Annotated in this window: 7 protein-coding genes, 6 pseudogenes and 1 other annotated feature; of the genes and pseudogenes, 8 read left to right on the top strand and 5 right to left on the bottom strand. The window is 59.5% G+C overall.

Annotated features, from left to right (window positions below):
* The coding region (locus NKH54_RS32255) for a response regulator (RefSeq protein ID WP_352544297.1) at positions 1-184 on the bottom strand (184 nt) is incomplete at its 3' end.
* Here NKH54_RS32255 and NKH54_RS32250 point away from each other — a divergent pair.
* On the top strand, positions 135-539 hold the full coding sequence (locus NKH54_RS32250) for an acyl carrier protein (RefSeq protein ID WP_353029706.1): 405 nt from the start codon (positions 135-137) through the stop codon (positions 537-539). The genes NKH54_RS32255 and NKH54_RS32250 overlap by 50 nt on opposite strands.
* Before the next feature lie 661 nt (positions 540-1,200).
* Here NKH54_RS32250 and NKH54_RS32245 read toward each other — a convergent pair.
* Positions 1,201-1,380, bottom strand: coding sequence for a hypothetical protein (locus NKH54_RS32245; RefSeq protein WP_031194388.1), 180 nt, complete (start codon positions 1,378-1,380; stop codon positions 1,201-1,203).
* Positions 1,377-2,103: pseudogene (locus tag NKH54_RS32240) on the bottom strand (IS6 family transposase). The gene NKH54_RS32245 and the pseudogene NKH54_RS32240 overlap by 4 nt, the downstream one beginning before the upstream one ends.
* Before the next feature lie 294 nt (positions 2,104-2,397).
* Here NKH54_RS32240 and NKH54_RS32235 point away from each other — a divergent pair.
* From NKH54_RS32235 to NKH54_RS32225, 3 genes and pseudogenes are all read left to right on the top strand, one after another.
* Complete coding sequence (locus NKH54_RS32235) at positions 2,398-2,775, top strand: hypothetical protein (protein WP_023690673.1); 378 nt, start codon at positions 2,398-2,400, stop codon at positions 2,773-2,775.
* A gap of 233 nt (positions 2,776-3,008) precedes the next feature.
* A pseudogene (locus tag NKH54_RS32230) lies at positions 3,009-3,172 on the top strand (DUF1403 family protein); the annotation flags it as partial.
* Between the two features lie 50 nt (positions 3,173-3,222).
* A pseudogene (locus tag NKH54_RS32225) lies at positions 3,223-3,902 on the top strand (IS6 family transposase).
* Positions 3,903-4,058: 156 nt separating this feature from the next.
* Here the strand turns inward: NKH54_RS32225 and NKH54_RS32220 are convergent.
* Positions 4,059-5,978 carry a potassium transporter Kup gene (locus NKH54_RS32220; RefSeq protein WP_353029705.1) on the bottom strand — a complete coding sequence of 640 codons (1,920 nt, stop codon included), beginning with the start codon at positions 5,976-5,978 and terminating at the stop codon, positions 4,059-4,061.
* A 502-nt stretch (positions 5,979-6,480) separates the two neighbouring features.
* Between NKH54_RS32220 and NKH54_RS32215 the strand changes: the two are divergent.
* Positions 6,481-7,383 (top strand): annotated as a pseudogene (locus NKH54_RS32215) (IS3 family transposase); the annotation flags it as partial.
* Positions 6,732-6,848 (top strand) — a sequence feature (AL1L pseudoknot). Its footprint overlaps the pseudogene before it by 117 nt.
* Here NKH54_RS32215 and NKH54_RS32210 read toward each other — a convergent pair.
* Positions 7,362-8,807: pseudogene (locus NKH54_RS32210) on the bottom strand (IS30 family transposase). The pseudogenes NKH54_RS32215 and NKH54_RS32210 overlap by 22 nt on opposite strands.
* A 30-nt stretch (positions 8,808-8,837) precedes the next feature.
* Between NKH54_RS32210 and NKH54_RS32205 the strand changes: the two are divergent.
* From NKH54_RS32205 to virD4, 3 genes and pseudogenes are all read left to right on the top strand, one after another.
* Positions 8,838-9,140: pseudogene (locus NKH54_RS32205) on the top strand (transposase domain-containing protein); the annotation flags it as partial.
* Positions 9,141-9,676: 536 nt separating this feature from the next.
* A complete protein-coding gene (locus NKH54_RS32200; protein ID WP_352463799.1) occupies positions 9,677-10,219 on the top strand; it encodes a hypothetical protein in 543 nt (180 codons plus the stop codon).
* A gap of 229 nt (positions 10,220-10,448) precedes the next feature.
* On the top strand, positions 10,449-12,194 hold the full coding sequence (gene virD4 / locus NKH54_RS32195; RefSeq protein WP_352463798.1) for a type IV secretion system ATPase VirD4: 1,746 nt from the start codon (positions 10,449-10,451) through the stop codon (positions 12,192-12,194).
* Positions 12,195-12,908: the final 714 nt, after the last annotated feature.

The raw sequence follows: 12,908 nt of genomic DNA, 5'->3' as shown, positions 1-12,908 counted from the left end.
CAAGTCCATCCTCCCGGCCTAGGTTAAGGTCAACAACCACGAGATCGACTGGCTCACGTGAAAGAACATAGTCAAACTGCTTGCTATCGTGGACTGCGGTTACTTTCAGGGCATGCATCGTGAGATACTCGGCGATGAGGCGCCGCATTGCGGCATCATCGTCAATGACAAGAACATGTTTCAACGGCACACCTCGTTTTGGGGGTTGCGCCCCGATCAGGGTTGCATTACCTGAGTCTGCAAGCAAAAGGCATGTATTAGGGATGACATTACTTGAAATTGAACAACTGGTTCTCAAAACCCTCAACGCTCTAGTTGCCGAAAAAGTAGAGGTGTCGATGACAACCAGAATGCGGGATCTCGGCCTCGACAGCCTCGACTATAACGAGCTTGCTACGGCGATCGAGAGCCGACTTGGCTGGTTTGTCGACGATTACAAGCTCTGGCAATACGAGTCCGTAAGGCATGTCGCCGACGCCGTCGCCAGTCAGGAGTTGCGCACCGCGGAACCACCAGCAGTGCGACAAGTGCTGGAGTAGTGCTGTAGGCACAGGTTACGGTGAGGGCAGCTTGGGCGGCGGTAGCTATTGCCATTGCTCCGCTGTGGTTTCTATTCGTGACTGGTGTGTTTGAGAACTGTTGGGTCAGCCCGGTCCATGTCGCAGTGCCGATGCCCCCTTGGTGGCGTTGCCCGCAATTGCGATCGCTGCGCCCAGGGCACCAATGCTGACGGTCGTTGTCAGGCCACCCGTTGAATTGTTGTCAGAGGCAACAGTGCCCACCACACCATCCCAATTGGTGGTCGTATAGACCGACATGTAGTCACGGAACACACTGACAGATAGACCACACCAGAATTGAAGATGCTTTCCACCTGAGCGAGAAGGGTGGCAGCCACACCCCCAATCGTCATACTGTTGACGGTCACTGCACTTTCGGTGTCAGTGGTCTCAGTTGTCACGATGACACGACGATTAGCGTGTGGCGCGACAAGAAGCGGAATGCTGGTGTGGGTGTAAACGGTCGTGGCAGTCGAGTCTTCGTGAGTGCCATTGAAGACCAGATCTATCGGGAACATTTTCTCCCAGACGCCCGAGCTGCGCACATAGACCTGTCGAGCCTTGGTCCAGAGGCTTGAGATTTTCACCCATACGGCGCTAGCCGCCCCCCAGACCCCGGAGGCTTTGACGTAAAGGGCCATTACGGCTGCACCCAGAAATCACCGTCCACGCCGCCAGAAGGGGCAGCGGCCGAGATCGTGACGCTGCGATTTGCCATCGTGCCGACGCCGAGAAGCGCCTTGGTCTGGGCAATGGACTGCGGTCGACGATAATTGTCCCCGGTGCCGTCACTCGACACGCGACCGACGAAGCTCGTCACAGCGTCGGCACCTGTGGCGTAGGTCGAGCGGTACAAACGCGTCGTGATATCACCAGCGCCATCGCGCTGAGGCGATGAACATGTATGGCGAGAGCAGAACGTTTGGGGCGGGACGAAGAGGTTGCGGAGGGCTGACAAGGTCGAGACGAAGCGTTGCAGGCCTCCCGGCGATCGGACCTCTGCATCATCCGCTCCCGTTTTCGCGGCGGCACATGGGAATTCTCCGCTCCGTTGTTCAACCCCTTGTGCGACCGGTGCTTGACGTCCGGCATCACCTGTCGCTTTGCCGCTCCATACGAGCGCAGCTAGTCGGTGATCATGCGCTTCGGCGCGAGCCCCTGCTTCTTCAACGGCCGCGTCAGCAAGCGCTTGGCGGCCTTGGTGTTGCGGCGGTTTTGCACGATTTCGTCCAGCACATATCCATCCTGGTCGACGGCGCGCCACAACCAAAGCTTTTTGCCGGGCGATGGTGACGCCACTTCGTTCAGGTACCAGACATCATTCCGGCACGGCGGCTTGCGGCGCAAGCAGCGAGCGCAGTCCAGCCCGAACTTAGATGCCCCACCGGCGACTTGTCTCATAAGAAACCACGATGCCGCGTTCCAGCAGCATTTCCTCAACCAGGCGCAGGCTCAGCGGAAACCGGAAATAAAGCCAGAGCGCGTGGGCGATAATAGGGCGGCGGAAATCGGGGGGCGTGTAGCTGACGGCGGGCGTATTCATGCCCCCCGGCGTCCATGTCGCAAATCTTGACGATTGCTTTGTGTGTCAAGCCCGCCGCAGGTCTCAACGCGTTCATATGCAGACATTGTGAAAATCGCCCTATTCCGCCTTTTTTTACCGCCCCTTAAGTCCCCCGCTCGCATGCTTGTCGATGCATTGAACTCATAGCCATCGGCCAAGGATTTTGGAAAATATGTTTCCGCTCGCAGCAGAAAACGTGAGAGTCGCTGTAGGCCTAACGTCAAGGGGAGAGAGCGGTTTGATTGGACGAAATGGGTACCGGAGTACCGAGTCATGAAGCCACGAGGTAATCTGGTCCGACTGAAGCAATTTCAGGTGAATGAGAAGCGACGACAGTTGCACCAGCTAGACATCATGATTGCCGATTTCGAACGCATGGCGCGAGAACTGGAGTTCCAGATAAACGCCGAGGAAACGAAGGGCGGCATCTCCGATGTCAATCATTTCGCTTATCCGACGTTCGCCAAGGCCGCTCGCCTACGTCGTGACAACGTCAAGAATTCGCAATCGGACCTTCTGCGGCAGAGAACCGCAGCCGAGCCATGCCTCGCCGAGGCTGAAGCAGAGCTCTCCAAGGCGCAATTGCTAGAATCGCGCAGCGGCAGAGGCCACGACCTCGAACCCGGCAACCGAAGCGCCATGATCGGCTGAGCCGGACGGCTTCAGCGCGCCTCAATTCGCGACACCGACTGGCCGTTGGCACGCGAGAGGCGTGCGGGCACTGTAAAGATATCAGCGTCTTGATGCAGCGATAGCTGGTCGGGACGGCTGTCATGCTGCGGCGACATACGCGATTTTGTCCAGATTTGCATAGCGGCGTTACGCAGGTATGGGGAAAGTGGAATTGGTTGGCAATCGGATCATCGGTGGAGACGAACCGCTGCCGGCGGACCGGCGCCTGGCGGCAACGCCTGGCGCTTTCGGCGGCGGCGGCAACGGCAAAGCAGGCTGGCCGCGTCGAGGATGAAGCGGCCCCTGCGTGATGCCGTTCTGCTCACGGCCGGGAGACGGGGTCGGCCCCGCCGGCCGGATGCTGCTCGCTTGGCGCGGCACCGTAAAGTCAACCGACAGCTTATGAAGATGTGCTTACATTGGGCCATGTCAGAAGTTGCTCGTGGACCGCTCTATGGTCGCCACCGCTTTCCCCCGAGATCATTGCGCACGCGGTATGGCTCTACTTTCGCTTTCCGCTCAGCCTGCGCATGGTTGAGGACATGCTGGCGGCCCGCGGCATCATCGTCACGCATCAGACCGTTCGAAGCTGCGCGGAGAAATTCGGACGGCATTTCGCCCAGGAGATCAATATCAGCCGGCTGCCTGGGCGACAAATGGCATCTCGACGAATGTGTCGTGGCTATCAGTGGCAAGAAGCAGTGGCTCTGGCGTGCCGTCGATCAGGACGGCTTCGTCCTCGAAGTGCTGGTACAAAGCCGCCGAAATGCCAAGGCGGCAAAGCGTCTGATGCGCAAGTTGCTGAAAGCTCAAGGGCGGACACCACGGATCATGATCACCGACAAGCTCCGATGCTATGATGCCGCCATGCGCGACCTCATGCCCGGCGTCGAACACCGGTCGCACACAGGCCTGAATAATCGAGCGGAAAATTCGCACCAGCCGACCCGACGACGCGAAAGGATCATGAAACGCTTCAAGTCGGCACGCCAGCTTCAGCGGTTCGTTTCCATCCATGATCCGATTGCCGACCTGCTCACTTTCCCTGCAATGCGCTGTCATCGGCTCAACATCGAGACCTGCGTAACGCCCCCATGCAAATCTGAACAAAATCGCGTGTGTCGCCACAGCGTGACAGCCGTCCCGGCCAGCTATCGCTGCATCAAGCCGCTGAAACTTACAGTGCCGGGCGCGCTGCTACCTGAATTTCCTTAACGCTCATTCAATGTGACAGCACCGATTCTTCTCAACCGCGGCATGCCCTAAATCGTCACTTGCGTTCCGATCTCGACGACGCGTCCGGTCGGGATCTGGAAATATTCGGTCGCATCGGCGGCCGTGCGTGCCAGGCCGATGAACAGCTTGTCCTGCCACACCGGCATGCCCGGATTGGGCGAGGCTTTGAGCGAGCGCCGCGACAGGAAGAACGACGTCGTCATGATGTCGAACTTCCAGCCCTGCTTGCGGCAGATCGCCAACGCGCGCGGAATGTTGGGCTGCTCCATATAGCCGAAGGTCAGCGTCACCCGCATGAACAACTCGTTGACTGTCTCCATCTTGACCCGCTCGCTGTCGGGCACCAGCGGCTGCGGTGCGGTGACCACCGACAGAATGACGTTCTGCTCGTGCAGCACCTTGTAGTGCTTCAGGCTGTGCATCAGCGCTGTCGGCGCGCTTTGCGGATCGCTGGTCAGGAACACGGCGGTGCCGGACACCAGCTGCGGCTTCTTCTTCAACAGATTGCCGGCGAGGAAATCGAGCGGGATTTCGTTGCGGCGGGTCTTGTCGAACAGATAGCGGCTGCCGCGCACCCAGGTCCACATAGCCAGCACAATGGTGAAGGCCACCGCCAGCGAAGCCCAGCCACCCTCGAACACTTTGACGATGTTGGAGGCAAAAAAGCCGACATCGATGAAGCCGAACAGCGCCGTCATGGCGACCGCCACCCACAGCCGCCATTTCCAGATCCGGGTCATGACGACGAACAGCAGCACCGTCGTCACCAGCATGTTGCCGGTCACCGAGATGCCATAGGCGGAGGCGAGCTTGCTCGATTCGCCGAAACCGACGACCAGCAGCATCACCGCCAGCGCCAGCAACAGATTGACGCGCGGCATGTAGATCTGGCCCGACTGCTTCTCCGAGGTGTGCAGGATTTCCAGGCGCGGCAGCATATTGAGCTGCACCGCCTGCCGGGTCAGCGAGAAGGCGCCGGAGATGACCGCCTGGCTGGCGATGACAGTCGCGGCCGTCGCCAGCACGACCATCGGGATCAGCGTCCAGCCTTCGTTCATCTCGAAGAATGGATGGCCGACGACGCCATTCTTGGCCAGCACGAAGGCGCCTTGCCCGGCATAATTGAGCAGCAGGCAGGGAAACACGATCGCCAGCCAGGCCAGCACGATCGGCTTGCGGCCGAAATGGCCGAGATCGGCATAGAGTGCTTCGGCGCCGGTGACGGCGAGGAAGATGGCGCCGATGGTCACGAAAGCGACGTCGGGCGAATTGATCAGGAAGGCGACGATGTAGTGCGGGCTCACCGCCCACAGGATTTCCGGATCGGCGATGATGTGGTTGAGCCCGGAAAGGCCAATTGCCAGGAACCACACCGCCGTCACCGGGCCGAACACCAATCCTACCCCGCCCGTGCCGAAGCGCTGCACCGCAAACACCATGGTAAGAATGACCAGTGTCAGCGGCACGACATAGGGCTGGAAGGTCGGCGTGACGACATTCATGCCCTCAACCGCCGACAGCACCGATATCGCCGGTGTGATGACGGCATCACCGAAGAAAAGCGATGCCCCGACGATGCCGATGCCGAGCATCAGCGCCGAGCGCTTGGGGAAACTGCCGCGCGCCAGCGCCATCAGCGACAGCACGCCGCCCTCGCCGCCGTTATCGGCGCGCAGCACGAACATGATGTACTTGATGGTGACGATGATCGTCAGCGACCAGATGATCAATGACAAAACGCCGAGGATATCGCCGCGCTCGGCGACATTGCCGCCCGACGACGCCACCAGCGCCTCACGGAACGCGTAGATCGGGCTGGTGCCAATATCGCCATAGACAACGCCGAGCGCGCCTAGCATCAGCACCTCGGGGCTTTGCTGTTCGATTGCCGGATGGCTCGACTGTTCGACGGGTTCTGCCTCGCTACCAGTATTGGTAAGGACCATGGACGACACTCCGATAAGGGGCGGCCCTCTACCTTTGCTGCACTGCAATATCAAGTGCCGCGACGTAATGGCTCCGTATGCGGACCGCATTTGTTGCCGCACCGGCGGATTGTCTCATACGAAACCACGATCCCGCTCCCGGGCCATTTCCTCGACGAGACACAGGCCAAGGGGACCTGAAGGAGGGCCAGACCGGATGGGCGATGATCTGCGGCAGGAAACGATGGCGCTGCTTGTAGCTGACGGCATGTCTTTCTCCTTTGTGTGTCTGCCAGACGAGCGGGCGGGCACGGAAGTGGTCGCGCTCTGGCTGCCAGACATACTCGTCCAACCTGATGAAAACCTGACTTGTACACCCAGCCCAAACAGGTGCGAGGGGTCGGTCTATTACCAAAGGCTCTGAGGGCTGATTCTCTAGGGTTCCCGCCCAGATTGATCCGTGACCCTTCTTGTGTGCCGCCCCGGGTTGATCGGAGGCTCCAACTCCTGAGAAGGTGGAACCATGACAAGCAAGGCGACCAACAAGTTCTCTCCCGAGGTCCGGACCCCCCGCGGTGCGGCTGGTTCTGGATCACGAACGCGAGCATACGTCGCGGTGGGCGGCGGTTTCATCGATCGCCGCCAAGATCGGCTGCAAGAAAGCCGAGCGTGACGGCGGCGTGCGCGCCGGAGTTCCCACGGATGCTGCGACGAAACTGAAGGCTCTGGAACGCGAGAGCCGCGAGCTTCGCAGGCCAACGAGAGCAAGGCTTCCGCGTATTTTGCCCAGGCGAAGCTCGACCGCCGGTTCAGGCCACGATCGCGTTCATCGACGATCACCGCAAGGCGCATGGGGTTGAGCCGATCTGCAAGGTGCTGCCGATCGCCCCGTCGACCTACCACGACCATGTCGCCAAGCGCGTCGACCCCTGCCGGCTGTCGGCTCGGGCAAGATGGGATACAGCCTCGAAGGATGAGGTCCGACGGGTTTGAGGCGAACTTCCGCGTCTACGGCATTCGCAAGGTCTGGCGGCGGTTGCGTCGCGAGGGCTTCGAGGTTGCCCGCTGCACGGTTGCCCGCTTGATGAAGGCCATGGGCCTCGAAGGCATCGTCCGCGGCAAGCCGATCCTCCGCACTACGGTGAGCGACAAGGCCGCACCTTGCCCTCTCGACCACGTCAACCGCCAGATCCATGCTCCGGCGCCCAACATGCTGCGGGTCTCCGACTTCACCTGCGTCGCGACCTGGACGGGCTTCGTCTATGTCGCCTTTGTCATCGACACCTATGCCCGTCGGATCGTCGGCTGGCGGGTGAGCCGGACGGCGCATGCAGCCTTCGTTCTCGATGCCCTGGAACAGGCTCTCCATGATCGGCGGCCCGCGCGGGGAGGCGGGCTCATCCATCACAGCGATAGAGGCAGCCAAGGCGGATTCAACCGGATCGTCGCAACACCGGCATCATACTGTCCCCCAAGGAGCTGATCGAGGAGTTCGGCAGGTGTTTTCCAGCCGAGCGTTTTGCGCGGTCTTGTGTTGATAGCATGGGCAACTGCGTCCAGTTCCCGGGCTGTGTGCCGACTGAGATCCGTGCCCTTTGGAAAGTACTGTCTCAGCAAGCCATTGGTGTTTTCGTTGGAGTCTCGCTGCCACGGGCTTGGGGATCGCAGAAGTAAATCTCGAGCCCGGTGTCGATGCGCAGGTCGGCTGCTGCGCCATTTCCGCTCCATGGTCCCAAGTCAGCGACTGACGCAGCTGCTCGGGAAGTTTGCCCATGGATCGGGCTATGCTCTGCGGACTGCTTCAGCGCCGTGGCCGGCAAGTGGTGGACCGTTCTTGATGCGCAGGCTCTGCTGATAGCCATGCATGCGCGGCAGGTGAAGCACGCATTGTGAAGCGTGAACTTCGTTCCACGAGCGTACCGATCGCCTAGCTTCCGAGGCCAAGGACGAGGTCGCCTTCCCAATGTCCGGGGACAGCCCGATCGGCAATTTCGGCCGGAAGGTCGCCTATCATAACGGCGTCTCCAATGAAGGACTTGTTGCGCATTCGGGCCCGTTCGCGTGGTACGCGCGTTCGCGCGGTACGCGCAACGCTCGGCCTGAACGCAGACATGCGGTCAGTACTCGGCGCAATGCTCCGCGTCCTTGAATGTACAAGGACTGATAGATCGTCTCGTGGCTGATCCGCATGGTTTGATCCTCTGGGTAATCGATCTGAAGCCGATTTAGCGATCTGCTCGGGGCTCCAGGCTGCCGACCACCTCCGGCTCTGTCGTTTTTTCCATACCCACCTTGGGGCCCTCGAATGAGGCGCCATTAGGGTTGGTGACTTTGCCGGCCAAGCGCTCCTCAACATATTCACGCAGAGCCGGATTGACCGCCAGCTTGCCAGGAGGCCGCCGGGACTCACGATCGGCGTGCCATTGGGCGGCACTGGCCGGTAATCCAGATTGCCGCTGCGCGTCGCGGCATTGCGCCTGACCTCCCGCGAGATTGTGCTCGGCGGCCGACCTAGCTTACGAGCAATGGCCCGGATGCCGATTCCCTTGGCAAGCTCAAGCGCAATATCCTCGCGCTCCCGAAAGAAAGATATCGCCCCGAAGGCGGCTTCGCCCACGGCGCCAAATGCGTTGGCGGCATCCCTCCTGCACTCCGAAACCAGCGCGGACCAAGAGGCGTTGATGTACCGGCATCCAGTGCGGCCTCCTCGCTCGAATGTCCCAAGGCAATAGCTTGCCAGAACCGGAAGCGATTCTCACGCTGCCAGGCAGGCGGACGCCCGGGCGAATCCAGCTTCTTTCGAGTGCACCGATCTAAGCGCGTTGGTGAACCATCATTGCAACCTCCAATCCCTTGGTGTTGCGACGACCGGTTGAATCCGCCCAACACGTCAGCATTCAATACACCGAGCGCTTGGCGGAGGCCGGCGTCGAACCCGCAGTGGGCAGTGTCGGCGACTCTTTCGATAATGCTCTCGCCGAAACGATCAACGGTCTTTACAAGGCCGAGGTGATCCATCGACGCGGACCCTGGCGCTCATTCGAGGCCGTCGAGTTCGCCAAGCTCGAATGGGTCGACTGCTTCAACAATCGCTGGCTGCTGGAGCCCATCGGCAACATCCCGCCGGCCGAAGCCGAGGAACGCTACTATGCCATGTTGGATGAACCAGCCATAGCCGCGTGACTCAAACGAAACGGCCTCCGGAATGCCCGGGGCTGTTCACATCGCATTTGATGCCAGCTTCATCGTATTTTCTTCGGCTTGGACGGGCACTTGGCAGACCCACAGAGCTGGGAACCCTTTGCCATACTACAACTGTAACATCATATCGGTTTAGCAGGTCAAGCTTCGGTGGTAACCTCATTTGGGTAGAATAACTACTTTGGAGGCGAGCAATGGATCGCGATAACAAACGGGCACGTGCAGCTGCAAGATCATCTCAAGGCGGGGGGAGCAGTAGCCTCCGTGACGTTCCAGAGGGGCCATTGAGCGATGTTGCAGAACGGCTGGTAACCGCTAACCCGCGCGATACAGCGCGAAATCTCGGGGGCTTCAAAGGCCTCGGGACGCACGAGCGAACAGCCGTTCGGGGCACTCAACCCGGGCCAGAAACTGACCTCGCGAGATTTGAAAGGCGGACCAATCGGCTTGGACGATCAGCCATCAATCTGGCCGCGACATTAACAGCCGAATTGGGGTACAGCACGGATGACATAGCATTGCAGAAAGTCGGAGCGGCCAGTAATCTAGGCGATTACCTAACGCCAGGGCTGCAAGATGCTATTGTTAATCGCATTGGCAACATGGATCCGCCGTCGCAAGCTCTCGGAGCTTATTACGTTGCGCCACACTTCAGTAAGTTTACTGACGAAAACAAATCTCGCATTCTTGATCAAGCCATTGGATTGGCTTCTTCTGATCCGGATGGCAATGTCAGGATGATGGCATCCAATGCTATTCTCAACATGTATCAACAGTTAGACGCAAATCAACAGGCCCAAGCTCACTCAGTTTTTCCCGGCATGCAACACATCTTGCCGCACATGCCGGCGCCGCAGCATGCAGCAGAGGAACGGAGTGCGAATCTGGACGGCCACATAGCAGGTATTGAGGCTGCAGTCCGTGATACAGTAGGCCCGCAAACCTCCTATGAACAGCTGCAGCGGGGTGCTCAAGTCGGGCGGTCCATAAGCCAAGCCTACAATCACGCCCGAGAGGACCTAATGGAGGCCACCCGAAGCAGAGATCGCTCCGGCCGTTGAGGTCTCGGCCATGGTACAGTGACGCTTTCTCTCCCGAATTCCGTCTTCGGCCTTGCCGTTTCCAATTCGCTGGCCGTTGACGTACAAAAACCACGTCTGCCGGGTGATGCGCTGCAAGCATCGCACCACCCACTGCGGCATCGATCTGTCGAGCGGCGACATCGCGCGACGCCGGTTCGGTCTCTGAAGCACGCGCAGCATTAGCTACGGCTAATCCGGCAATGGAACAATGCTTTCAACAAAAACGACGCCCCCCAACATAGCCATTAGCATCGCGTGCTCACTCGCCGTGGGCTTCTGTGCGGCAAGTCTTTACGCAACCTTCCGCCACGGCGGCAGCGGCGAGGCTCTGATGGCGTTTGATGTCCGTGCCTTTTGGTTTGAGACGCCCTTCTATTTGGGTTTCGCAACCCCCGTTTTCTATCGGGGCGCGGCTATCGTGCTCTCGACGTCCGCGGTCGTCTTGCTGATTCAGCAGATCGTATTGCGCCGCAAGCTCGAACACCACGGGACGGCTCGTTGGGCTCGAGTGGATGAAATGCGACGCACGGGATATCTGCGACGATACCGTGGCGTGACAGGGCCGGTGTTTGGGAAGACAAGTGGCCCTTTCTGGCCTGGCTACTACCTGACCAATGGCGAGCAGCCTCACAGCCTCATCGTTGCACCGACCCGCGCTGGCAAGGGCGTCGGCATAGTCATTCCAACGCTACTTACATTCAAAGGCTCGGTGATAGCTCTGGACGTCAAGGGGGAGCTCTTTGAGCTCACCTCGAGGGCGCGCAAAGCCGCAGGTGACGACGTGTTTAAATTCGCGCCGCTGGATTCGGAGCGGCGCACAAACTGCTACAATCCGCTGTTGGATCTTATAGCGCTGCCTCCACAGCAGCAATTCACCGAAGCCCGCCGCTTGGCCGCAAACCTGATTACGGCCAAGGGGGAGGGCGCGGAAGGTTTCGTCAGCGGCGCGCGAGATATCTTTGTCGCGGGAATCCTTGCCTGCATCGAGCGGGGCACGCCAACAATCGGCGCCGTCTATGACCTCTTCGCCCAGCCGGGGGAGAAGTTTAAGCTCTTCGCGCGACTCGCCATGGAGACTCAGAACAAAGAGGCACAACGCATCTTCGACGACATGGCGGGGAACGATACGAAAATCCTAACCTCCTACACTTCCGTGCTCGGCGATGGCGGGCTCAACCTGTGGGCGGATCCCGCTGTAAAGGCGGCCACAAGTCGCTCGGACTTTTCGGTCTATGATCTTCGCCGTCGCAGAACGTGCATCTATCTTTGCGTTGGTCCGAACGACCTTGAGGTGATCGCGCCTTTGATACGCTTGTTTTTTCAGCAAATCGTTTCAATTCTGCAGCGGTCGCTGGCCGGCCGGGATGAAAAGCACGAGGTTCTCTTCCTGCTCGATGAGTTCAAGCACCTGGGTAAGCTGGAGGCGATCGAGACCGCAATCACGACTATCGCGGGCTACAAGGGGCGTTTCATGCTCATCATCCAAAGCCTTTCGGCACTGACGGGGGCTTATGGAGAGGCTGGCAAGCAGAATTTTCTCAGCAATACCGGACTGCAAGTGTTCATGGCCACGGCTGATGACGAGACTCCGAACTACATTTCCAAGGCCATCGGTGAATACACGTTTGAAGCCAAATCGATTTCCCACAGCCAGGCGCGAACGTTCGACTGGACCATTCAGAATTCACATCAAGGTGCACCGCTATTGCGTCCCGAACAGGTTCGGCTGCTCGATGACGACTACGAGATTGTTCTCATCAAAGGTCTGCCACCATTAAAATTGAGGAAGGTGCGTTATTTCTCGGATCGCATTCTGAAACGCATCTTTGAACGCCAGACAGGCGCCCTCCCGGAGCCGGCGCCCTTGACGGGAGCAGAGGAGGCGCTCTCCGCCGAATCTCAACTCGATGACCCGCTGTGTGAATTGGCGCAGGACTTTGACGATACAGTTTGATGTGAGGCTGTGTGGACCCCGCGAGAAAATCCATCCCGTGTAGCAGCTTTGTGGCAGGTGCAGGACGCCGGCTTGGAAGAGGGGCAAGCGGGCCAAGCCCGGCAACTTGAGCAGCACGTGTCCGAGGCGCTCCGGCCGCTGTTCGATGGTCGAGCTGACGAGCCGCCAACCAATCCAGAGGAGCTTCTGCGACTGGAACAGGGGGTTTCGCGAGGTGCTTCAGCGAGGGCAGGATCATCAAGCCGCCTCGTCTTTTTTCAGCAACCCAGGGATGCCCGATGGACGGGATGACCTCAACAGAAGCGTGTCGGAGGCTTTCGCAAGCTCTGGGACGCCGGAGTTCGGGCCGCCGCCCCCAGTCTTGGCTGCCAGCCAACAGCAGATCCGCCCTTCGCCGGATGAGCTTGACCATGCAACCACCTGCCACCCGAGTGAGTCGTCCCAACAATGAACATTCACCAGCGCTGTTGTGGTCAGCGCAGACGCAGAGGGCCCTGAATGCGCCGCAAGCCGTCGCCATTCAGCAGCAGCTGAGCGAAATCGGCAATTCAGGCGGCCACGTGCATATGCAGAGAGGGGCTGATGCGATCTCCGGACCGGTAGCTCTCGCTGTAATTGATCAGGCTGGTACTGTTGGAAGGCTTGATCAGCCTCGTCACCCCAATCTCCAGCATAGCTCACTGTCACGCGGCCAACGTGCCTCCGTAGCTAACA

This window comes from Mesorhizobium sp. M1004, from assembly GCF_040318795.1.
GTDB lineage: Bacteria > Pseudomonadota > Alphaproteobacteria > Rhizobiales > Rhizobiaceae > Mesorhizobium.
This window is presented reverse-complemented; position numbering and strand designations above follow the sequence as displayed.

Bases quoted from the DNA above. Each gene is read 5' to 3' on its own strand.
- NKH54_RS32250 (WP_353029706.1), top strand. From the start codon at position 135: ATGAGGCGCCGCATTGCGGCATCATCGTCAATGACAAGAACATGTTTC.
- NKH54_RS32220 (WP_353029705.1), bottom strand. From the start codon at position 5,978: ATGGTCCTTACCAATACTGGTAGCGAGGCAGAACCCGTCGAACAGTCG.
- virD4 (WP_352463798.1), top strand. From the start codon at position 10,449: ATGCTTTCAACAAAAACGACGCCCCCCAACATAGCCATTAGCATCGCG.
- NKH54_RS32235 (WP_023690673.1), top strand. From the start codon at position 2,398: ATGAAGCCACGAGGTAATCTGGTCCGACTGAAGCAATTTCAGGTGAAT.